22 protein-coding genes are annotated in these 21,548 nt (G+C 33.6%); 3 read left to right on the forward strand and 19 right to left on the reverse strand.

The window, feature by feature from the left end; genetic code table 11:
• Window positions 1-80 precede the first annotated feature (80 nt).
• From IGK86_RS14365 to IGK86_RS14435, 15 genes are all read right to left on the reverse strand, one after another.
• Entirely contained in the window at window positions 81-980 is a 900-nt protein-coding gene (locus IGK86_RS14365; RefSeq protein WP_438742653.1) for a hypothetical protein, read from the reverse strand.
• A gap of 128 nt (window positions 981-1,108) precedes the next feature.
• Window positions 1,109-2,596, reverse strand: coding sequence for a hypothetical protein (locus IGK86_RS14370; protein ID WP_438742655.1), 1,488 nt, complete (start codon window positions 2,594-2,596; stop codon window positions 1,109-1,111).
• A gap of 68 nt (window positions 2,597-2,664) precedes the next feature.
• A complete protein-coding gene (locus tag IGK86_RS14375) occupies window positions 2,665-3,219 on the reverse strand; it encodes a hypothetical protein (RefSeq protein ID WP_438742657.1) in 555 nt (184 codons plus the stop codon).
• Between the two features lie 115 nt (window positions 3,220-3,334).
• Window positions 3,335-4,474, reverse strand: coding sequence for a hypothetical protein (locus IGK86_RS14380; protein WP_438742659.1), 1,140 nt, complete (start codon window positions 4,472-4,474; stop codon window positions 3,335-3,337).
• Window positions 4,475-4,479: 5 nt separating this feature from the next.
• Window positions 4,480-4,815, reverse strand: coding sequence for a hypothetical protein (locus IGK86_RS14385; protein ID WP_438742661.1), 336 nt, complete (start codon window positions 4,813-4,815; stop codon window positions 4,480-4,482).
• Window positions 4,805-5,026: a hypothetical protein gene (locus tag IGK86_RS14390; RefSeq protein WP_014862349.1), complete on the reverse strand. Its 222-nt coding sequence runs from the start codon at window positions 5,024-5,026 to the stop codon at window positions 4,805-4,807. Before IGK86_RS14390 ends, IGK86_RS14385 begins: the two co-directional genes overlap by 11 nt.
• Before the next feature lie 29 nt (window positions 5,027-5,055).
• On the reverse strand, window positions 5,056-5,886 hold the full coding sequence (locus IGK86_RS14395; protein ID WP_130760278.1) for a hypothetical protein: 831 nt from the start codon (window positions 5,884-5,886) through the stop codon (window positions 5,056-5,058).
• Between the two features lie 758 nt (window positions 5,887-6,644).
• Window positions 6,645-7,499, reverse strand: a complete 855-nt coding sequence (locus IGK86_RS14400; RefSeq protein WP_438742718.1) for a hypothetical protein — start codon at window positions 7,497-7,499, stop codon at window positions 6,645-6,647.
• A 68-nt stretch (window positions 7,500-7,567) separates the two neighbouring features.
• Complete coding sequence (locus tag IGK86_RS14405; RefSeq protein ID WP_438742664.1) at window positions 7,568-9,046, reverse strand: glucosaminidase domain-containing protein; 1,479 nt, start codon at window positions 9,044-9,046, stop codon at window positions 7,568-7,570.
• Between the two features lie 93 nt (window positions 9,047-9,139).
• Complete coding sequence (locus tag IGK86_RS14410; protein ID WP_016633158.1) at window positions 9,140-9,466, reverse strand: hypothetical protein; 327 nt, start codon at window positions 9,464-9,466, stop codon at window positions 9,140-9,142.
• A 153-nt stretch (window positions 9,467-9,619) separates the two neighbouring features.
• Window positions 9,620-10,111: a hypothetical protein gene (locus IGK86_RS14415; RefSeq protein WP_438742666.1), complete on the reverse strand. Its 492-nt coding sequence runs from the start codon at window positions 10,109-10,111 to the stop codon at window positions 9,620-9,622.
• Between the two features lie 340 nt (window positions 10,112-10,451).
• Window positions 10,452-11,108 (reverse strand): hypothetical protein, encoded by a 657-nt coding sequence (locus tag IGK86_RS14420; protein ID WP_438742668.1) that lies wholly within the window; start codon window positions 11,106-11,108, stop codon window positions 10,452-10,454.
• A gap of 80 nt (window positions 11,109-11,188) precedes the next feature.
• Window positions 11,189-11,548, reverse strand: a complete 360-nt coding sequence (locus IGK86_RS14425) for a DUF805 domain-containing protein (protein WP_438742670.1) — start codon at window positions 11,546-11,548, stop codon at window positions 11,189-11,191.
• A 79-nt stretch (window positions 11,549-11,627) separates the two neighbouring features.
• A complete protein-coding gene (locus IGK86_RS14430) occupies window positions 11,628-15,707 on the reverse strand; it encodes a SpaA isopeptide-forming pilin-related protein (protein WP_438742672.1) in 4,080 nt (1,359 codons plus the stop codon).
• Between the two features lie 140 nt (window positions 15,708-15,847).
• The gene (locus IGK86_RS14435; RefSeq protein ID WP_438742674.1) at window positions 15,848-16,690 is read right to left on the reverse strand and encodes a LysM peptidoglycan-binding domain-containing protein; all 843 of its coding nucleotides are present in this window, start codon (window positions 16,688-16,690) and stop codon (window positions 15,848-15,850) included.
• A gap of 393 nt (window positions 16,691-17,083) precedes the next feature.
• On the opposite strand from IGK86_RS14435, the gene IGK86_RS14440 reads away from it, so the two are divergent.
• From IGK86_RS14440 to IGK86_RS14450, 3 genes are all read left to right on the forward strand, one after another.
• Entirely contained in the window at window positions 17,084-18,334 is a 1,251-nt protein-coding gene (locus IGK86_RS14440; protein ID WP_438741968.1) for an IS110 family transposase, read from the forward strand.
• 273 nt (window positions 18,335-18,607) lie between these two features.
• Window positions 18,608-18,847 carry a hypothetical protein gene (locus IGK86_RS14445; RefSeq protein WP_057086813.1) on the forward strand — a complete coding sequence of 80 codons (240 nt, stop codon included), beginning with the start codon at window positions 18,608-18,610 and terminating at the stop codon, window positions 18,845-18,847.
• A 63-nt stretch (window positions 18,848-18,910) separates the two neighbouring features.
• Entirely contained in the window at window positions 18,911-19,330 is a 420-nt protein-coding gene (locus tag IGK86_RS14450) for a hypothetical protein (protein WP_438742676.1), read from the forward strand.
• A 275-nt stretch (window positions 19,331-19,605) separates the two neighbouring features.
• On the opposite strand, the gene IGK86_RS14455 is transcribed toward IGK86_RS14450, so the two are convergent.
• From IGK86_RS14455 to IGK86_RS14470, 4 genes are read right to left on the reverse strand one after another with little or no spacing between them, the layout of a single operon-like run.
• Window positions 19,606-20,199, reverse strand: coding sequence for a DUF5052 family protein (locus IGK86_RS14455; protein WP_438742678.1), 594 nt, complete (start codon window positions 20,197-20,199; stop codon window positions 19,606-19,608).
• 18 nt (window positions 20,200-20,217) lie between these two features.
• Window positions 20,218-20,520: a hypothetical protein gene (locus IGK86_RS14460; RefSeq protein ID WP_438742680.1), complete on the reverse strand. Its 303-nt coding sequence runs from the start codon at window positions 20,518-20,520 to the stop codon at window positions 20,218-20,220.
• A gap of 32 nt (window positions 20,521-20,552) precedes the next feature.
• The gene (locus tag IGK86_RS14465) at window positions 20,553-21,008 is read right to left on the reverse strand and encodes a hypothetical protein (RefSeq protein WP_438742682.1); all 456 of its coding nucleotides are present in this window, start codon (window positions 21,006-21,008) and stop codon (window positions 20,553-20,555) included.
• 12 nt (window positions 21,009-21,020) lie between these two features.
• Entirely contained in the window at window positions 21,021-21,539 is a 519-nt protein-coding gene (locus IGK86_RS14470) for a hypothetical protein (RefSeq protein ID WP_438742684.1), read from the reverse strand.
• Between the last annotated feature and the right edge of the window lie 9 nt (window positions 21,540-21,548).

A 21,548-nucleotide genomic window follows, 5' to 3' on the forward strand; every position in this document is an offset into this window, starting at 1 on the left:
AAAAAACAAACACCGTTCTATCAGTGTTTGTTTTTATCCATTTTTATCAAATAAGCAAAACTTCTTAAAGTACTTGTTCTTTATTCTTCTAAACTATATAAATCAACTCCTTCTTCACATATAACGACTCCTTTTGATAAAAGCTCCTCTTGATTTGAAAAAAGCTTCTTAGCTAATTCTGTCAGTTTTATCTGAACAGTATCATTCAACTTAATATCTCTTATTTTTTCTGTTCCTATTACATCAAATACATTCATATCAACACATGTTTTTAATAGGTTATCAATCTCTTTCCCCTGTACATATACAGTAGAATTATTAAGGAGCTTGTCAATTTTTGTCACTATATCTCTATATTTTTCTTTATCTTTAAACAAGAGAATCATAAAACTGATTTGATTTAGCTCTTTAAAAAAAAAGTATTGTGTTACAGTTAATAAAAATTCAACTATTCCACAAACAATCATCAGAGGAATTAGTGTCCGTTTATCCGTACGTCCTAAATCAAAAACGTAAGAATAGTAACTAAAATATAAAAGAAGCGTGGTTAATCCAATCCAAAAAAAAGAGTAATTAAACGTTTTTTTGTCAACATAAATTGGTACTTTTTTATCCACCTCAACAAGTTTAATCCGTTTTTTGTCCGTAGTGATTCCCTTGTTTCGTGCAATTATATATAATATGATAAGCATAATACTTGTACCAATCATGTTTAACACCACATTTAGTTTATCTGAATAAACAAGAGAAATTCCTGATCCCTTTAATAAAGTATTAATCATCGAAGGAAAAAATAACCAACCTTGAGTAAAAAAAGAAGAATATACTAAGTCTATTGAAGCAATTCCCAGAATTATAAGAATAATTCCCCCCAACTGCATAAGAAATTGGGAACCATAGTTATTTTTCAAAATGCTTTTAACAACTTCTACACCTACACTTAGCATTAGCAAAACTACTCCTATCTTAACAAATATCATTTTGTTTTCTCCTATTCTATCATAATTTTGCTATCTAAAACGTCATATTTCTTACCAGAAAAAGTCTATTCATAGTAAAAAAAGCAGAGAAAATAAGCCTTTCTCTGCTCAAAAAATGAAACAATCTCTTATGCCATAGTAGAATCTGCACTTACAGGTTGCTCAGGTGTGTTTGCTTCACTCGTGGTAGGTGCTGCTTCTGGTGTCTCTTGTTCTGGTATTTCAGGTGTCTCTTCTGGAGGGGTTGGCAATTGATTAAAGTCTGCTAACACTTCTTCTACCTTCTGATTTTGATTGCTTGTTTCTTCTACTAGCTGATTGACAGAGTCTTGGGCTTGCGTTAATTTTTCTTCTGTTGTTGCTTGATTAGCTTCTTCAAACCCAGCTTCCACTTTTTCTATTGTTGTTCCTACCGTATTCGCTGTTTCTTGTGCTTGAGATAATTCTGGTTGTACCTGTTCTGCTACTTCAGGTGTTTCTTTCACTTCATTTACAGTTGTTTGAATCGTAGAAACAGCTGTTTCCGCTTGTGGTTTATGCGTTTCTTCATATTGTTGTTTCATTGTATCTAATGATTGATTTACTTCTTGTGCTTCTGAAACAACTGTTTGTGCAGCTTCTGTTGCATGTGTTGCTTTTTTCTGTGCTTCTTGAATTTCAGTTACTTTTGCTTGTAACTTCGTATAAGTTTCTTGATAGATTGTTAGATTAATAGGCGGAATTTCGTTATTTTCATTTAACAACTGTTTAATTTGAGCCGATAATTCATTGTATTCTGCTACTAATCGATTTACTTCAGCTAAATGTTCTGTTGCTTCATTTACATTTGCTTGTGTTTTTTCTGTTACTTGATTCAATTGGTTTAATTTGTCTTGTACTTGTTGTAACTGTTGATTAATTGCTTGAGCTTGCGTATTTGCTGTTTGTAACTTATCTTTTGCGGAAGAAACCAACTCATCTAAAGAAGGTCCTGTTGGCTCTTCTGGTAATACTGGTTGCTCTGGTTCACTTGGAATATTTTGGTCAGGCGGTGTTGGTATAGACGGTTGATTATCTGGCAATACAGGTTCATTTGGTAAAATTGGTTTTTCTGGTAATACTGGTTGTTCCAATTCTTCGGAGCCTTCAGGCTTTTCTACATTCGGTTTATTAGTCGGTTTTTCTGTTAAAGAAACAGCTGGTTTCTCCTCTTTAGAGAATACTAAAGGAACGACTTCTTGTTCTTTTTTCCTGGTTGCTTCTTTCTCATTTTGTACAGAAATCGCTTTTTCTAACTGATTCAGTAATTCAACTTTTGCTTTTAATGGATTAGCTACTACCAACGGAGCTTCATCCTTAACTAATGCCAGTGGATCGTCTGTTTTGGTTGATTTTTTAGAAGCTTCTTTCTTCTGACTTTTTTCCACTTGTTTTTCCCAAGGCGCTTTTTTCGTGTCTGCAGACGGTTTTTCTTTGCGTTCTTGGATTGTTTCTGAGCCATTTGCTTTATGCACTGGCTCAGGTTCATTGTTTAACATAGCAAATGCTGCACCACAGCCTAACAAAGCGACTGCACATACACTAACAATTCCATACTTCATTTTTTTCTCATTGTTTACATTTACTTCTTTTGACATAGTTTTTCCTCCAATAAAAAAACGACAATCATTTAATGATTATCGTTTTACGTAGTATTTTATATTCTTTAACGTTCTAAGCCTCTAGAACGTCCTTTATTCATTACTTTATCTAATTTTTTAGTTAACTCATGGTTCTTTTGTTGCAACTGTTGATTCTTCTCAGTCAATTCTTGGTTTTTACGTATCAATTCTTCCCGTTCAGAAGCAAGTTTAGCATTCAAACGATTCGTTTCTTTGACTACTTCAAAAATCCCTTGAATATGTTCCAACGAATCTTGAATATCTTGTTGACTATAGCTCAACAAACTTAACTTATGTTGCTCTTTTTGTTTTTCATTAAATAAAAATGTTGAAACCCTTGTTGTCTCTTTCATTATTTCTGATACGGTCTTATCTAACTTATGGACGTCTGAAACTCTATTTTTTTCATGAACAGAAAGCTTTTTACTTAAACTTTTTTGCCCATGCTTTAAATCTACATGATCTTTAGATAAGTCTTTATGGTCCCTTGTTAAATTTTTATTATCTCGTACCATTACTATCAAAGTTGCTACGATAGTAGCAATAACCGACAAAATTCCACCCAGTTGTACCCAATCCATCACACTACTTCCTTTCACTTTTTTTCACCTCCAATTTTAGCAAAAAGGAATTTTGGGTTCTACATTCTTCTTATTACAAAAGAAAATAGCTTCAAAAGAATTCCACAATATGTATAGAGGATACCTGTCATTTTTACTCAAAGGTTGACTCTTCCCCTATTTGTTGTAAATTCTTTTTCCAGTCATCATAATTTTGTTGCGCTTCATTTCGCTCAGCTTCTGATAACTTTTTATTTTCTTTATCTTCTGCATATTTTTTCATTAAATTTAATATGCTTTTTACTACTGAAATATCGTCTGATAGCTGTTTATTTGCTATTTCTTTATTGATTTTTTCAGCGGTTGAAACATTTCCTTCACGCAAAGCCTTATATGCCTGAGTTAATTCATATGCTTCAATTTGTTGGGTGAGCGTTTCATTTTTGATTGCTTCATTGATTAATTTAGCTTCTTCTAGCTTGCCTTGTTTTAAAAAAGCATAACCTTTCATTGACAAAACGTCTTTTTCTTGTGGTAACTCTTTAAGAGTTGTCACTTTTTCCCAGTCTTTTCGATAAAAAGAAAGATAAAATTGAACCAAATTATCAGTGGCTTGTTTCGCTACTTCTTCCAGCCCCTTCTCATTTCCTTCTTGATACAACTGCTCAATCAACGTTTGTTCTTTTTCAGGATACTTTTCTAAAAGTTGTTGATAGTTTCCTTCCTGAAATAATTGTTCATAACTAGTATCTTTCTTTGCTACACTCGTATCATTTTTCAAGAAAAAGAAGGCACTTAATCCTATACAGCTAAAAATAAGCAACCCAATGCCTATTTTTTTCCATGAGACAAAAAAAGAAGGAAGAGAAACCTTAGAAAGACGTGGAACACGTCTTTCTGGTTTCTCTTTCTGAATCATTACTTTTTCAGACTTCTCTTTCTTTTTTTCTAAAAATTTCTGTTTCACAGAAAGCGGTGGTGTCTCATGAACCGTTGTAAAAGAAAGTTTTTCCAATAATGATTCTGCTTGTTCTGCAGACATTTTCTTTTGTTTTATCACTTGATTCAACTTTTTACGAATATCTTCTTCAAACGCATATTCCTCAGACATTTTTGTAAATGTCCCTTTGTAAAACGGCTCTCCAGCTACTTCCAATAATTGAAACGTCACAGTTTCTCCTTTTTCCATATACTGGGTAATTTCTAAAAAATCACTAAAAGGCAATAGTTCCAAGGGCGGCTGCTTTGCTAGAATTTCAACATTTGATGTTAAAATTTCTACTTCTACTGCCATTTCTTTTACCCTCCTAGCCAGCCCCAGATAGTATCTTTAATCCAGCTGAAATTAATAATAATGGCTGCACCTAGAAAGGCACCAAAGGCAAATCTTTTGGCCCATTGTGAAAGTTCTAATCCTAAAAAACGACAACCACCGTAAATTAAAACTGCAATACCTAAGGCTGGATTGGCAAATTTTCTAAAATTAGAACCTAAACCCGTTTCTACTCCTTTTAATGTTGATTCTACGTCCGCAAAAACAGGCATCATCGTATTTACTTCAATCCAACCTAAAGCTAAAATCATTTGTAACACACTCGTCCAACGTGTCCACTTTTCTTTTACTTTATTCACCATTAGAATTCCCTCCATACATTTGATGTGGTTTTTGCTGATTCTCACGCTTTTTTCGTTCCAATTCTTTTTTCAATAATTGATCAATCACATCAGCTTGTTCATTCAAATATTTCTGATGTTGTTCATTTAGCCATTCTTCATAAGATTGGCCATTTAGAGCCATTAACGATTGCGCACGTTTTTTTATGACTCCATCAATTTTTACTGCCATATACTTGCCTCCTATTTTTTTATATGTGTTTAATACACGACTTGACGTTCTTTCGGTACGACTAATTCAAATGGAATTTCTAATTTTGCCAAACGTTCTCGTTCATTTGAAAATAAACAAGTAGGAACGCGCTTAACAAATTTTTTGGTAATGCCGTAATTTTCATAGACATAGCCAAGCACTTCCATTTGGTCACCATTGACTTCTGGTTGTTTAATGGCAAGAAAATAATCAAAATGAAATAAACATTGTATCGGTGTTTCAAGCCCAATGTCTATTTCACTACTTAATGTCCACAAGCTGCTTTTTTCCTCTTCAGCAGTTTCTAACGAAGAATAAGTTTTAATCCATGCTTTTCTAGCTGACAACCATTTATACCCTCGTTTTCGTAATGCTCCTTTAAGAGAAAAACTATTTCTAACCACCACACAAAGTAAGTCTTCTGTCTCTTTTTCTGACCATGTAGAAATTTCTCCATACACCGCCATTTCGTCATCTAACATTCCTGTATCAACCATCGTTTCTAGTTCTTTCTTACTAATTTTTCCTTGATTGATTAATTCTGTTAGTAATTCTTTGCAGATACTTACTTCTGATTCTTCTGTGTCAAATAATTCTTGATTGACCACAACAATGTGTTGAGCTAAAAGCTTTATGACACTTAAAGCAATTACTTCTGGAGGCCGTAACAAGTTACTTACCTCAATCACTCGTTCAACTGAATGATAAGTGCCTGTTACACGCTTTCGCTCTTTTGGTAAAATACGTATAAAAAAGTTTTTGTACGCGTCTGCATCAAGATAAACTTGATCTAACAAATGTAGCAACCATTTTTTTATAGCTAGTTCTTTTTCGTTCATTTTCACCTCACCCCCTTTCAAAGCAACAAAAAAAGCAAGTAAAAACTACTTGCCTAAGAAATCGCTTTATGTTATAAAATAGTTATAAATATCACCAGTCTTTATGGTGTTGTCACTAAACAAACTCCTTTAAAGTCCAGTATTTGCGGTACTGGACATTTTTCTTTTTTTGCTTGAAATAACAAACAAACTTATGGTATAAATGAAGAAAGAATGGCGATTCTTTGTCACACTCGAACGCCCGTTAGCGGAAACTAGCGGGCGTTTCTTTCTGGTTTAATAGTCTAATTATTTATAAAAAATACCCTGTCAATCAGTGGTCGATTGGCTGGTTTTTTTTTATATTGACTGTTCCTCTTTTTTTTATATAATAATAATTAACTTTGTATTAACTACCATCACATTTTTCACTGTCTCAACTATATTTATTGAGGCAGTGAATTTTTTATTGAAATTTTTACTAAGTTTTGATATAAAATAGTTAAGCAAGTAAACTCAAACATATATTGTAATCCTTAGTAAATTCAACGCATCGAATTTACGATTGCCAGTCTCTCGGACTGGTATTTTTTATTGAATTCCAACAAAAGATATGATATAAAAAAGGTACTTACCTCAATCAAGTAACTAAAATAAAATTTCTAAACCGCACTTGAAGCAATCAGTCATGATTGCTTCTCTTTTTTATTTTCTTTACTCAAAAACTTCTTGTTTTAGAAACTATTAGCTTTCCACTTTACAACTGTTTCTTTTTATTCTCATTCACTAGCTTCTTCTAAAGTGACTGATGAATCAGTTTCAAGCACACATTCTTGCACCGATAAACTTTTCGGTTCGATAATTGACCACTTCAATTTCACAATAACAAATGTTTCTTTTAGATATTTTCCTATATGAATATGAGAAGATTGACCTTCTATATAGGCAGGTTGTATTTCGCTCTCATGTTCAACGATTTTAAAACCAACTGGAACAAAAATCTGCCCAGCGTAATCAAATAAAATAACTTGATCTTGAATACGTTTAGGAATAGAAGCAGCGTCTCTTTTTTCTCTGTAATCTGTAATAACAGCTAAATAGTTCCTTGCTCTTTTCCAAAAAAGATAAATTGCAAGGCTACTTAAAAGAAACGTTACTAAATTGGAAAGGAAGGTAACATCAAATTCCCTTGGAATATCATCAAATGTTTGGATATTCGGAATTTGTTTTTGCCAAGCGGAATAAACTCTCAATACACAACTATAGCTAATAAAAAATTTTACTAAATGACAGAATCTCTCTCTTTTATAATCTGAGTTAGATATGTCCCATAACAAACCTACAAAATGGCCAAAAAACCAAATAAGTAAAAAACTACTTAACGTGGTGACTACAGCAGTAAACAGCTGTTGTTTAGATAATCCAAGACTTTTGTCTAATTCATAACAAAGTAGAATAAAATTCAAAAAGTACAATAGACAAACTATCATCGCACGGTATCTAATAAAATAAATAAGATTCATCAATTGTACGCGATAAAACGCAGAACTTGTTAGGGTTGCTTTACATTTATTTTTGATTTCTATCATTTCTTTTTTTAACTCATTGAACATTTTTTTAGCATCATTTTTCATTTTTTTCAAAATCCTTTCTCGTAGAAACAAAAGAAAAGCAGACACATTGTCTGCTTTTCTATGTTTCTTTATTTGGGCATGATATAACTCAACATACTTGTTTGAGTTGCTGGAATTGTACGAGTAGATACGACGTTTAAGCCTTGTACATTCATTTCTGAAATGTAAATTGAACCATCTTGATTCACTTTTTCTACAAATGCGACATGACCATAAACTGGGTCTGCACTCAACACGCCTGCAGGAAAGGAAACAGCTGTTCCAGCTTGTGGTGTGCGACTCACTTCATAACCTCGGGCTTGGCCTGTCACACCCCAGTCTTTTCCATTTCCCATAGTTAAATCAATGTGTCTGCCTAATTGCGTGATTCGATTATAGACATATTGCGTACAATTTCCCCACGCATAGCTGTTTGCCGTATCATAGTTTTCCCCATTATACGCTGGAAAATCAGATTCTGTCATTTCTACTGTCGCTTTCGGATGATCATACATGGTTAAGTCGTAGGTTTCAATTAAGCCATTTAATTTCTGATTGTACTGACTATCTGTCGCATAACGTCCTGTCAAATACTGAGTAGCTTCTTGATAGGTTTTCGCTTTACTTTTCCAGACGCCTTCATAAAAAGAAGCATTCCCTGCCAACCCTTCTTTTAAGAGTTTCGCATAGTCTTTCAGGCTCTCTTCGTAGCTCTGATATTGTCTAAAGGTTGCTTGGGTAGTATAAAGCGTTCCATTGCCTAAATCCTCTTGTGTCGCAAAAGAGACCCCTTTTCCGTTATGTGTCCCTTTGATGCCAAATAAATTATAATTTGGTGCTTTTGATAGTAAACTTTGACCACTAGCAGATTCTAAAATCGCTTGCGCAATCATAACGGAAGCATACAAATCATTTTCTTGGCCCACTTTTCTAGCTGCTTCTCCAATTTTTTGAATAAATTGTTCCACACTTTCATTTTTTTCAAAGTGAATTGTTCCATCTGAAGAAAGCGTACTTTCTGGCACTAACTCTTGAATAGGCGCTGATGGGGCTTGGTGGTATTCTTTGACTTCGTCTACAACAGGTGCTGCTGTTTCTTGATTTGTGGTGCTTGTTTCTGTATTAGCAGAAACACCAGATTGATTGGACACACTCGGTTGATTTGTCGGCGTTTCTGTAGGCTTTTGTGGTGTTTGTGTCGTTGAAGAATCCGTTGGTTTGGACTCTTCTACAGGCTGATTTTCTTCTGGTTTTTGTTCTGGTTCTACGGGTGTCGTTTCTGGTTTGCTTGAATCTGGCACTGTAGGCGTTTCTGGTTCTACTGGCTGTTCAGGCGTAGTCGGTTGTTCCTCCGTGGAAGAATCTGTTGGTGGTACTTCTGGCGTTGTTTCTGGAGTAGAATCAACGGTGTCTTCTGTTTGTTCTCCAGTACTTCCTTCTTGAACCGTCGCAGATTCTGAAGAAAGCGTTGGCGACGTAGGTTCTTCATTTGCAAAAACTGCTGGTGTATAGCCAAATACTTGACTAACAACTAACAATGCAGACAATAATTTACTTGTTTTCTTCATGCTTTTTCCTCCATTTATTTCATTTTTTTCTTACCAAACAGAAGTATATACATCTGTTTGTGAAAGCTTTTTTAATACACTGTAAAAATTTTTTTAATTTTTTGCTTTTAGGTGCCACTTGTTTAATTTTCGTTTCTTTATTTTGGATGATTTTGGCACGTCAAATCCAAACAAATCTTTCCAAACACCATGACTTCCTTGTACAATCGGTATCGGCAAACACTTACCAGAATGAATCAAAAGTATCTGGGTGTATGCCCTTAACTGATCTGGCTTCAACAAGCCGTTCTTCTGAAATTCCAACACTTTATTCGGTAAAAGTGAAATCCGAATAAGATAATTATTTTCATCATAATAAAGTTTTACATCTGTTTCTCTCACTGCCAAAGCTTTTCCTTCCGCTTTAAAAATACTTCCCATAAAGTTCCTCCTAAAATTTTCTCAATCATTATAAGTAAAAACAGTGAACTTCACTGTCAAAAAAACTATGTTACTCAACGTGTAAAGCTAGATAACTTAAGCATACGCCTAAGAAAAGACCAACAAGTAAGCCACAAGCAAAAAGAATGCTACTCATTGTAAAAGTTTCTCCTTTACATTTTTGTTATTAACAATTTGAATATTTGTTACTTTATTTCCTCGAATCTCTCCTGTTAAATAAATTTTTGAATTTATTCTCCTATCCTCTGTTTTAAATTTAACAAAAAAAGATGGACCTTCTTTTTTCAATGATTCATAAAAATTTATAACAGGATTAGAACAAAAATGTATAATTGGTTTAAATTTCTCGCCTTCCATTCCTAGCAATTGATAATGTTTTTCTTCCAAATTATGTTGAATAGTATCTTTCCACTCGTTCTCTTTTTTGTTATAAATATAACCCGTTATACATGTACCAATAAGAAAAAAACTTACTCCTGCTAAAAGACAATTTCTTTTGATTTTTGATATTTTAGAATAAAAAGTGGCACATGTAAGTAACAAAAGAAAAAACAAACACAAGAACACTAGTGGAAACAAATTAACAATAGCAAATTCATATTTAGATAATATTGTCGAAACCATATAAATTCCTCCTCACCATAAAAATAAACAACCTTTTCTCCTAACCATACTTTTAATTATTTTTACAAATTTTCTACATAAGATACTCTTTATTACCTATTCCATTTTCCAAATTTGGGATTTCTTGATTCAGGTAGAGTAAAAAAATTGGGATCAGGTGCTTGCATAAAACAGTCACTTTTTCTCATTTTCTTTGATTGGCTAACAGGCTTTGTGGAATTATCAGTCAAGATATTAGCGTCTAAAAACCAATTTTTATGGATATTTCTTTGTTTATTTCTACTTTGTTTTTTCTTGTTAAAATTGTTCAAAAATTTAGAAAGCATTGATCTCCTTCTCCTTATTTGTGTATGTCTCCTTCTATTTTCTTATCATTTACAAACAACTCTGTTCCATCTTGATTAACACGTACTTCTTGATTATCAGTTGTAATTCCGCTTATTTCTCCTGAATTCGAAAAGTCTACTTTATACAAGTCAATAGCATTGTCTGCAAGTTTTTTAAATTGTTTTTGTTTATTTAGATAGACCTCATTAACAACTTGAATATTTTTTACTTCTTTTCCTCGAAGCTTTCCTGTTAAATAAAATTTTGGAAATATTGCCCTTTTCATCCTGTTTTCTATATTAAAAGTAACAGTAAAAGAAGGTCCTTCTTTTTTTAGCCTATCTTGAATCTTTATAATTGGTTCAAACTTCCCATTTACTTTTTCTGGTAACAAATAATGTTTTTCTTCTAAACTCTGGTGAATCGTATCTTTCCACTCGTGCTCTTGCTGAATATAAAAATAGTTAGGTGTACATATAGTAATAAGAAAAAGGCCTAATATTATTAAAAAATTTCTTTTTTTCATTTGTAAATACCAGACAAAAAAAACATAGCCTAACCCATATAAAACCAATAGTAGTAACAGCCAAAAACTCAAAGGACTTACTATCTTTAACAAAGCATCTATTATCAATAACATGCTCTCTTGAATAACCGAAAAAGCTAACATTTATCATTCCTCCCAATTTCACTTCAAATACCATAACAAAACTAGAGATAGCCTTTTTTGACTATCTCTAATTCCATTCATTATTCTTTTTTCGTTGGTAAACAATACAATACTGTTAACACAATTGATCCAATAATTGATCCAATATATGGAACAAAAATAAAAAAAATGAAAGCCCAATGAAGTCCTGCATCTCGTAACCGTCGTACACTAATAGAAATAGACGGAATGAAAACTAGGAGACAATAAGCCACTAATCCGCAAATCAAGCTAACAATTATTGTTCCAGAATCATTTAGTGCGCATGCAAATCCAATCAATATGCCGTATCCAACACCAATGAGAGCATTCATTAACGCAACAAGCCAATACTCTTTTCTGGTTACTCTTCCTGTATAATTGAAACTATTTTGCCAAAATTTTTTGTAATTTGTAAACATACATTGCCTTCCTTTCTTTCACAAAAAACATATGGAAAAACTAGAGATAGTCCTTTTTGACTATCTCTAGTTCACTTCATTATTCTTTGGCTTTACGACAAGCCAAAACAAAACTTGCGCATACAAAAAGAAACAGCCCTAATGCTACATATGCAACATTTGCTGTTTCTCCTGTTTTTGGTAATGCTTTTGGTGTTTTGAAAGTAACTGTTTGGTCTTTATTGGCCAAGTTATCTTCTTTACCAACAAGTTTTGTTTTTTCTTTGTCGTAATAAATATAGTGAGTAGCTACCCCTTTTTGACCGTCTTTCATCGTATTTTTCGCAATTGGAATGTCCACATGGATCGTTTCATTCTCTGCTTTTGCTGTATACGTTGATTCAACAGTGGTAATGACTTTTTTCGTTTCTGGATCTACGTATGGAGTAACGATAGTGTACGTATGTCCTGCCTCAGAGCCTTTGATTCTCACTTCATCACGTAACGTATTGTCAATCGTTGGATTCGCTTCTTTCTTACCGTCTACAGTCGCTAAAAGTGTAGTAATTTCCATTGGTTTACGTTTATTGACTGCTTTAAGTGAAATGAATTGGCCATTTGTTTCTGGCGTTACTTCAAAGCTCAAATCGTCGGTATTTGGATAGTACCAGCTCAATGGTTTTGTTTCTTTGAATTTGTAGTTCCCTGTTGGTAATTTCTTCACAGTGATTTTTCCGTCTTTATCTGTTTTGTACGTATTTACCACCGTTTCTTTTTTACCGTCTACACGGATCAATTGGAACTCAACCCCTTCAAGTGGTTTGTTTCCTAAGTTGTCCGTTTTGATTAGCTCTACGTCTGTATACGCCAATTTGTTTTCAATTTCTTTTCGAGCCATTTTCGTCAAGATTTCTTTGTTTTCAGCGTATCCGTCCGCAAAGACATGAATCGTATGCTCTTTTTCATTTGTAGAAGGCACATACTTAAATCCATATTTGGTTTCGTCTAACACGTGGTCATTTCCTGCATCAATTTCCTTCAAGTAGAAATTACTTTCTACGTTTGGTAATGTTAAGCCTTCAAAAGCTAATTTACCGTCTTTGACTTTCGCAAAAGCTAATGCTGTGTCGTGAGGTAAAATATCAAAACCAATTTGAATACCACCTTCACCAACGAATAAGCCAAAGACTTGGCCATTCTTCGCATTTTCTAGCTCAATCACTGGTTTGCCGTCTTCCCAACCAGTTACAACTTCTTGTTTCTTGTAGCCGTATACGTTGATTTCTTGCAATTGATTTTCAACTTTAACGGTTGTAGAAGCTAATTCAACCAGTTGTCCTTCGTATTTGATTTCAAAAGGAATTGGGTCTTTTAACATCACAAAACCATTTGGTGCTTCGATTTCTACTGCTTCGTATTTACCTAGATACAAGTTTGGCTCAGATTCAGTCATTCCTAAATCATTTGTTACTAACTCAAAATCTTTGCCGTCTTTTTGAACATATTCACCTTTGGCCAAACGAACTGTTCCGTCTGGTGTTGTAATATCTTCTCTTGCACGGATTTTGAATTTCACACCTGCTAAATCCACTTGGTCATATTGAATTTCCGCATATTTTCCGTACTCACATTCTTTTTCAACAGTAGAAATGCCTTTTTCACCTGTCTTATGGATTTTTACTTGGCCTTTTTGTGGCATATTCTCGAATTTAATCGTAATTACACCGCCTGCATCGGCTTCAGTAACAGAGAAAACAACTGGTTCAGTCGCAATTAAGTAGCCTTCCGGCGCACGTAACTCACGAATTTCATAACGATCTTTACCGAATGGTAAGCTATCGCTTGTCACCAATTCCCCTTTTTCATTGGTTTTGAATTCGTCACTAATTTCTAATGAGTTTGGTACACGCATAGAAACATAGTCACCTTTACCGTCATTTGCCCAGCGGTCCCAAATTTTGAACGTGGTATCGCGTAGCGGAATATTTTTTCCTGTTTCTGCGTCCACTTTGACTAAATGTAGACGAGCTTCAATGATTTTATCTTCCAATACCCAGAAGAATTTTTGGTCTTCTTCTGAAATAGTAAATTCAATTGGATCAATCGCTAAATATCCTTCTGGCGTTTTAGTTTCTTCCATGACATAAGAATCGTAAGGCAATGTTTTACCTGTACTTGCTTTACCATTTTTATCCGTTGTCATCACTTTTACAACTTTTCCAGTTGTTTTTGACGTGATAGTGAATTCTGCCCCTTCTAATTGAGGCTTGATATTGTCTGCTTTTCCTGTGATTGTATCAAGGACTTTTTTGACAAGTGGTTTGTCACCAATTTTAACAATTTCCACGCCACCTTTGATGACTTGGTCTTTTAGCGTCATTGTTTTTACTGCGACAGTTTTATCTTGGCCTGCATACGCAATATTTACTGGATATTTTGTTTTATCTAACGTATATCCTTCTGGCGCTTTGATTTCTTGAACATAATAGTCATGCATAATTTGGATATTTTCAAAAGAACCTGTGACCTTGTCTCCAGCTTTTTTCAACGTCACTTCTTTTACTTTTTGACCATTTGTTTCAAATAAACCATACACAGCTCCTTCCAACTTAGCAGATCCTTGCGCTTGATTTCCTGTTTCCTTATCTTCTTTGATAAGATCTAAGCGTCCCACTTGCTTTTTGTTTTTGAAAGTAGCTGTAATTGTTTTATTTGCTTCAATTGTAACTGTTTGTGGTGTTTTGTTAAGCACATAACCGTTCGCTGCTTGAATTTCTTCAAGGATTACTTTTGTTCCGTGAGGAATGTCTTTCAGGTCAGCTTCACCATTAGCGTTAGTTACCACTTCCACATTTCGGCCACTATAAGAAAGTTTGAATTTCGCACCAGAAATTGCTTTTCCTGTGTCTGCGTCCACTTTTTTGATTTTTACATTACCTTTTTTAAGGACATTAAACCGTAAAAACGCAATTGTTGGGTCTGTAGCTCCCCCCGTTGTTACAGCTTGAGAACCTGGTTTAACCCAAAAATATTGGTTACCAGAATAATATGATTTTCTATTAAAATCTACACGTCCTGTTTTTGAATTAGCAGTAGCAGTTACTTCTAATGTGTTTCCATTCTTTCTAATTGTTAAACCAGAATTATTAACAACATCAAAATTTCCTAATACACCATTTGTATCTGAAATTTTAAGTGTCTCACCTTGCTTAATAGTATATTCCTTATTATGAAAGGATGGTCTTACTTGAAAATTTTTCATATTTTGTTTAATTGTATTTTTATATCCCTCATAGTTAGAAAGGGTTGTACTTACAGACCAACCAAGTTTTTCCCACATATACATATTAGTTGCGAAAATGTACTCACTACTATCACCTTTTTTCGCTCCGAAATTCATTATATCATTGATCTGTATTCTTTCTATTTCTGAAATACCTGTAAATTCATTTTGTTGAGTAAAACCAGCTCCTGGGACAAAAACAACTCCTGGTTGTACACAATAAGCAAGCTTTCCATCAATGTATAACGGTTGATAAAACTCTCCCCAAGCAGACCATGCACCTTTACTTACATCATATCTTGCATAAACAGGATTACCTTCAGTTCCCACAGCTCGTGTTTTTCGTGTAGCTCTTTCAAAAGGAATTTCAATTACTTTTCCTTCATCATTTTTTACTGACACACCAAAAGAAGAATCTTTTCTTGCATAGTCTCCGTAAAGATATTGTGCTAAAGAAACGATTTCAGCATCCGTTAAGCCCTGTACATCTGTTGGATTTGGTCGTTTAGCTAATTCTTCACCTGTTCGTTCTTGTGTTATTTTCTTACCTTCTTCTGTTGAGTGTTGTACTTGTTGTTCACTAGAAGCTTGAGACGAACTGCTTTCTGTTTCAGTTGGACTATCATTACTATTCATACTGTTCCCAATCGTTTTATTTAACTCGTTTTGAGAATTTTGAGTACTATCTGTTACTTCATTAATTTTACTAGAAGAAGTTGTGGATTCTTCCGTAGTAGTTGTTTCAGTATCTTTATTCTCTACTGTAGATACCGACTCTATTGTATTTATACTTTCTGCAACTGCCGTTGCTGAAGGTATAACGTTTGCTCCTAAAATAGTCAGCATTGCTAAAATAGTTAACATTTTACTTTTGAACAATTTAAATTTTTTATCCATTAAATTCCCTCCTAAAATAATTATTGCTTGCATTAAATATAGGCGGTGCTCTCAAAAGTTCCATAAAATTCACTCCAAAAAAAGAAGCAACAATTGATAAAAATATCAATTGTTGCTTCTTAATTTTATTATATATTTTTTTATTCAAAAGGTACCAAAGCTCCCGTAAATCCAGCAACTCTTCCATCAATATAGCGAACTTCCCAAGTTTGTACTCTATATGGCTTTCCTGTTGTAATTTCTAATTCACGTGCTTGTTCTAAACCATAAGCTTCAGCTTCAGCTTGCGTTGAAAAAAGACCTAAACTTCCTATTGGAGTACTTGGATCATATTCGTCACTTGGTGTAGAAGGATTTTCCGTATTCCCTCCACCAGGTTGATTTGGTTGTTCTGGCGTAGTTGCTCCACCATTACCTCCATTATCTGGTTGATTAGGTTGTGATGGAGTTGTCGTTCCGCCATTATTTTCTGGTGTAGAAGGCGTTGTCTGTTCGCCTTGGCTGCCATTATCTGGTTGAACTGGCGTTTGTTCTGGTGTACTTGGTGCTGCTTCAACATTTCCAGTTTGTGTGTTATCTGTTACTACATTATTCATTGTTGCTTCTTGTGTAGGTTGGCCTACTGGCTGACTTGGATTTACTTTGTCTTTATCTTGAATCACTGTTTGAGCCACTGTTTCACCTGCGCTGTTTTGCACACTTGCTACATTGCCATCAAAACTCAATTTGTTTCCTGCATAAATTAAATCTACATTTGCAATTTTGTTCATGTCTGCTAATTTTTGCACTGTAATATTTGTCGCTTGGCTAATAGCACTTAGTGTATCTCCCCAAACAATAGTATATTCATTTCCTTTAATTTCAGCTTTAATCTGTTCTGCTGTACGTGGTGTCCATTCTGCTGCTTCAGCTTTTTCACTATTCATTGCTAACGCAATTCCACCCACTGTTACTCCGATAGCTAATACCTTCAAAATTTTCATGATTTAATTCCTTCTCGTAATATATATTTTGAAACGACTTCCATCGTTTCAGTCACCCCTTAGGGCTATTCCTTATTAAATAACTTTTAAACCTTGGCTATTGAATTTTGTTCCTGGATAATAGACTTATGGAAACGGTCTATCGGAACACTGCTAATTTCCTTTGTAGCTATGACTACAGCAGAAAGCCTGCATCCCGACTTATTGATTATCATGCCTCAAACCCATTAGCTGTACCGTTCACTTCTTAAACTATTTCTAGTAGGAAATAGGGTGGCTTTTAAGAGGTAAACAATTGAGTACTATTAAGCGAGATTGCGGTTATTCAATAAGATTCAGGGATAAACTTCAATAGCTAAGTATTCCAAAAAATTTATGAAAGGAGGACCTTCCATGAAATTATTTATTGGTTTAGACGTTAGTTCTCAAAAATTAGATACTTGCTTTTTAACAGACTCCAAAGAGATCTTGTTTGAAGGTTCACTTAGCAACGATTTAATCGGAGCTAGCGAAATCAAACAAAGAATTCTCGACTACCAAGAAACCTTTGGTTTCTGCCGAATTGTCATAGGTATGGAATCGACTTCTGTTTATAGTTTTCACCCAGCAATGTTTTTCTACTTAGATGAAGATTTAAAGCTGTTACCTGTCGAAGTTACTGTAGAAAATCCTTATAGAATCAAACAGTATTCAAGAATGTTCGATCAGGATAAAACAGATAAAATTGATGCACAGATCATAGCTGATTATCTACGAGTAGATCTCCATACATTGTCTCCTATTAAAGAAGAAGTTTATGTTGGACTTCAACGACTAACAAGATCTCGTTATCAATTAGTGACACAAATGGTAGAAGCAAAACAACATTTTTTAGAAAATTTGACGTATAAATGTAATACTTTATCAAAAGAACTTGCGAATGAAGACAATAAAACTTCCATATTCGGAGCTTCAATTATGAATCTACTTACAGAAGGTATTACCTTAGATGAATTTTCGGAAATGCCTCTTGAATCAGCCGCTGAATTACTTCAAAAGCTAGGAAAAGGTCGATTCAAAAATCCAGAGCAACTTGTCAAAAGTATTCAAAAAGCTGTACGTAGTTCTTATCGTTTAGGTAAAGTAACCAAGAATTCCATTGACCTTGTATTAGGTATAATCGCCAACGAAATCAAATTTCTAAAAAAACAGATTAAAGAAATTGAAAAAAACATTACTGCTTTACTTGAAACAATTCCAGAAGCCCAATGCTTATTAAGTGTCCCAGGATTAGGAGCTGTTTATACTGCAGGCTTAATCGCTGAAATTGGTCAAATCGAGCGATTTGATGATCAATCCAAGTTAGCAAAGTATGCCGGGTTAACTTGGTCTAAAAATCAATCAGGAAACTCTCAATCTGAAAACACGCCACTAAATCGTTCTGGAAATCGCTATTTTCGTTACTACTTAATTGAAGCCACCAATCGAGTAAGAAGTACACTTCCAGAATTTAAAGAGTACTACCAAAAAAAGAAAAATGAAGTACCTAAACACAAACATAAACGAGCGCTCGTCTTAACCGGAAGAAAATTTGTGCGCTTGATCGATGCGCTACTACGCAACGGTCAATTCTATCAGCCGGCGAAGGTGGTGATAGAAAAATAACATAAAGTTATTTGCGAAAATCTTCGTGATTACCCCGAAAAAAATTTGATTTTAGTCGGGTCTAGTTCAGTGCGGTCTAATTTTTCAAAATCTAACTCATATTTTAAAATTTATATCTTGACTTATTACCATTAGGCTTTCTTTATTAAATATTTTCAACCTTTACGATAAGTTTATTATAATAAACTTATCGTAAAAAGTAAACACATTTTTGCTATTTTTTTATTTTCTAGTATAATAAATTTACTATACAACATTGAAAGGAGATTTATGATGGATTTAAAAACAAACCAAGATATTCAAGACTGGTGTTTAACAAATTTATTAACTAGACAAGAAGCTGCCAAAATAACTAAACAAAGTTACAGCAGTTTTTCTCAATCCGTAAATTTAAAATATATCAAACCTTTTTTAGAATACGGTTCAGGCACTGGAAGTGTTCGTCTATATCTGAAAAGCGATATTGAAAAATACGCAAAAAAGCTCGAAGAAAAAAGACAGAAACGGCAATAAGTCGTTTTCTGTCTTGAATTTACAACTAAAACAATAATAAACAATTTTTACAACGGAGGTTCTATGAATAAGAAATACATTGTTGCTATTGGTTCAATCTTACTGATTGTACTTACTATTATTGCTTTTACTGTATCTAACAAAACAGAAACACAGTCACAAAATACTGTTCAATCAACTACTACAAGCCATTCTAGCGAGCTTTCCGTCTATCCTTCACTAAACAGCTTAAAAGAAAAATATGGACAAGATTTAATCGATCTTGGTTCTTCTCAAATCACTACTGTCTTGTTTGAAAAGAAAAACGTTGCTTTTATCACTTCTGAAAAAGAAAATGATATTGAGTTTCCACTTATCGTGACAGACAGAGCGAAAAATCTTTTTTCAATTCCTAATATCAAACATACACCTAATAATTTGAAAATAGGTGATACTTTTGGTCTTGCAAAAATTCATGAACAATACCTTGCATACTCCCGTTAAGTAACAAGAGAGCTTCTCTTGTTACTTTTATCACATAACCTTTTTTATTATATCAACTTTTTTAAACCGCTTCAATATTATATCTTAAGTATAATTGAAATAGTTATATAGTTGCTAACGTCTTTTTTTGAATAACCTTTGAAAAACGATTAAAAATTCTAAAACTAATGCAGCCAATAAAAACACTGGCAATACAATTGGTATATACATATAAAATTGAATAGTTTTCATACTGTTCTCTCCAAATTTATATTAACATTTCGTTTTCTTACTGCTTAACTAATCAATGCTAAATCATAAATCGTATAATCACATCTGTAGACAAATAAGTATTTGCCATCTACTAATAATCCTGTACTTTTTGGAACATCTGTACTATATAGAGAAACATTATTCCCCGCATATGTTGCTAAAGGCGTTCCATTTTGACTTCGAATAAGAACTAATTTTTCTTTTCCTGTAAAAGAATTTTTAAAATCATTTACCAACGAATTAATAATTGGAACTCCCTGCTGCATATTTTGAATATCAACTTTTGTTGCATATTTTTCAAAAACATTGTTTAAGCCATTTTCAGCAACAATCATCGAAGAACCTACATGATGGAGTTCTTTATCTCCTATAGTTACTTGAATAACCGATGAATTATTAGTCCCAGAATTTGTATCAAATTTCGAATCTCTTTCAATTTTGATTGATTTTCCAATTATTTTATCTATTGCCTGACTTTCTTCATCATAAGTATTAATCGTCATTTCCAATCCACTAAAGCTTTGTTCGAATCCTTTTACAAAAATATTCAAATCTTGACACCCTGCCAAAATAAAAACTACAGAAACTGTTAGTAGCATTGCTATTTTTTTCTTCATTTCTTCTCCTTTACTAATTTAAATTGATAGCCCATGTTCTGTTCTCCAGTCTCTGAATTTTGCATCACTAATATTTAATGCTCGTCGAATGTCTAGCATTCGATAACCTATCTCACGAAGTTCTTGATATTTTTTAGCAGTTAAATTTTCCAATGTCATTTTTGGTAATGGTTTAGAATCAAAAATGTAGTTAGATCCAATCAATTGTGCTAATTTTTGTACTTCTTTCAGTTCTTCTGGACTTAATTCCGTGACTAAACGATTACCAATAATTGCATACATTTTTTGTCGAATTTGCTTTTTTTCTTGTTTAGATAGCATTTTCTTCCCTCCAAACTATTTTTTACTCTAGATTACTTTCCACCTTCCAAAACTTTAAATGTACTTTTACGCTCATCGAATAACGCTTTATTTATTTCCTGTTCAGACCATGGAACAATCATTTGTACGGTATATTCAACGACTAATTCAACAAACTCATAGTGAATACTATTAATTGAAATTACTTCATAAGCAATTTTCTTATTCAAAATTACAATATCTCCGACTTTTTTCATTCTTTCGTTGTCCTTGCTCTGATCGTAACGTTCAATTACCTGTACCTGTTTCTTATATCCGTTATAATTAGTTGTTACTCCTACTTTTTGTACTAAGATTCTAAGTTCTAGTCTTACTGACTTACTGAAATACAGTTTTTTTATTTCAAGTATGCGGATAACAATATATTTATCACCCGCATAATCAACTGATTCACCAATTTTTATACTCTCATTGAAGCCTTCTTTATAAACTTTTAGAGTAGTTAGCAACGATTAATCCTCCTAAAGCAAACCACTATCAATTAACAATACTTCGCCATTTTGTTCAAGATTTTCTAACTGATTGAAAGCTTCTTCTGCGCCTAATTCTCCACCATCTTCAATATGACTTTTAGCAAGCATTTTGAACGCTTCGTATTTATCAATTGTTTTCATATCATCGAAAAACTCTTTTTCGTCTTCGACTCCGCAAACAATATCCTTATAAAGTTTTAAACATTGTTTTTCATCTTCAGCAGCGATTAATGCAAAATAAGGTTCTTTCATTTCGTAAAATTTCATGTTTTTTTCCTCCATTACACTATAGTCTAATGATTCAGTTTCCCAATCGCCTATTTTACCTACAATTGGCTGATCTTCTTTTAGAATAGTTGCTCCTAATTCTTCCAAAATACTCGCAACATCTTGTTCATAAGGCGAATTTTCTACATCATGTAGCAATTCATCAATATCTTCGTCGTATTCAACCTCAATGTACCGTGTTGCACTCAATGTTTCGTTTACTGCGATTTTATATTTCATTTTTTCCCT

Origin of the sequence: Enterococcus sp. DIV1206 (assembly GCF_051712485.1) — a bacterium.
GTDB classification, from domain to species: domain Bacteria; phylum Bacillota; class Bacilli; order Lactobacillales; family Enterococcaceae; genus Enterococcus; species Enterococcus faecalis.

Excerpts from the sequence above, each read along its gene's own strand:
- IGK86_RS14365 (WP_438742653.1), bottom strand. The coding sequence starts at position 980 with ATGATATTTGTTAAGATAGGAGTAGTTTTGCTAATGCTAAGTGTAGGT.
- IGK86_RS14370 (WP_438742655.1), bottom strand. The coding sequence starts at position 2,596 with ATGTCAAAAGAAGTAAATGTAAACAATGAGAAAAAAATGAAGTATGGA.
- IGK86_RS14380 (WP_438742659.1), bottom strand. The coding sequence starts at position 4,474 with ATGGCAGTAGAAGTAGAAATTTTAACATCAAATGTTGAAATTCTAGCA.
- IGK86_RS14385 (WP_438742661.1), bottom strand. The coding sequence starts at position 4,815 with ATGGTGAATAAAGTAAAAGAAAAGTGGACACGTTGGACGAGTGTGTTA.
- IGK86_RS14390 (WP_014862349.1), bottom strand. The coding sequence starts at position 5,026 with ATGGCAGTAAAAATTGATGGAGTCATAAAAAAACGTGCGCAATCGTTA.
- IGK86_RS14395 (WP_130760278.1), bottom strand. The coding sequence starts at position 5,886 with ATGAACGAAAAAGAACTAGCTATAAAAAAATGGTTGCTACATTTGTTA.
- IGK86_RS14400 (WP_438742718.1), bottom strand. The coding sequence starts at position 7,499 with ATGAAAAATGATGCTAAAAAAATGTTCAATGAGTTAAAAAAAGAAATG.
- IGK86_RS14405 (WP_438742664.1), bottom strand. The coding sequence starts at position 9,046 with ATGAAGAAAACAAGTAAATTATTGTCTGCATTGTTAGTTGTTAGTCAA.
- IGK86_RS14410 (WP_016633158.1), bottom strand. The coding sequence starts at position 9,466 with ATGGGAAGTATTTTTAAAGCGGAAGGAAAAGCTTTGGCAGTGAGAGAA.
- IGK86_RS14415 (WP_438742666.1), bottom strand. The coding sequence starts at position 10,111 with ATGGTTTCGACAATATTATCTAAATATGAATTTGCTATTGTTAATTTG.
- IGK86_RS14420 (WP_438742668.1), bottom strand. The coding sequence starts at position 11,108 with ATGTTAGCTTTTTCGGTTATTCAAGAGAGCATGTTATTGATAATAGAT.
- IGK86_RS14425 (WP_438742670.1), bottom strand. The coding sequence starts at position 11,548 with ATGTTTACAAATTACAAAAAATTTTGGCAAAATAGTTTCAATTATACA.
- IGK86_RS14430 (WP_438742672.1), bottom strand. The coding sequence starts at position 15,707 with ATGGATAAAAAATTTAAATTGTTCAAAAGTAAAATGTTAACTATTTTA.
- IGK86_RS14435 (WP_438742674.1), bottom strand. The coding sequence starts at position 16,690 with ATGAAAATTTTGAAGGTATTAGCTATCGGAGTAACAGTGGGTGGAATT.
- IGK86_RS14440 (WP_438741968.1), top strand. The coding sequence starts at position 17,084 with ATGAAATTATTTATTGGTTTAGACGTTAGTTCTCAAAAATTAGATACT.
- IGK86_RS14445 (WP_057086813.1), top strand. The coding sequence starts at position 18,608 with ATGGATTTAAAAACAAACCAAGATATTCAAGACTGGTGTTTAACAAAT.
- IGK86_RS14450 (WP_438742676.1), top strand. The coding sequence starts at position 18,911 with ATGAATAAGAAATACATTGTTGCTATTGGTTCAATCTTACTGATTGTA.
- IGK86_RS14455 (WP_438742678.1), bottom strand. The coding sequence starts at position 20,199 with ATGAAGAAAAAAATAGCAATGCTACTAACAGTTTCTGTAGTTTTTATT.
- IGK86_RS14460 (WP_438742680.1), bottom strand. The coding sequence starts at position 20,520 with ATGCTATCTAAACAAGAAAAAAAGCAAATTCGACAAAAAATGTATGCA.
- IGK86_RS14470 (WP_438742684.1), bottom strand. The coding sequence starts at position 21,539 with ATGAAATATAAAATCGCAGTAAACGAAACATTGAGTGCAACACGGTAC.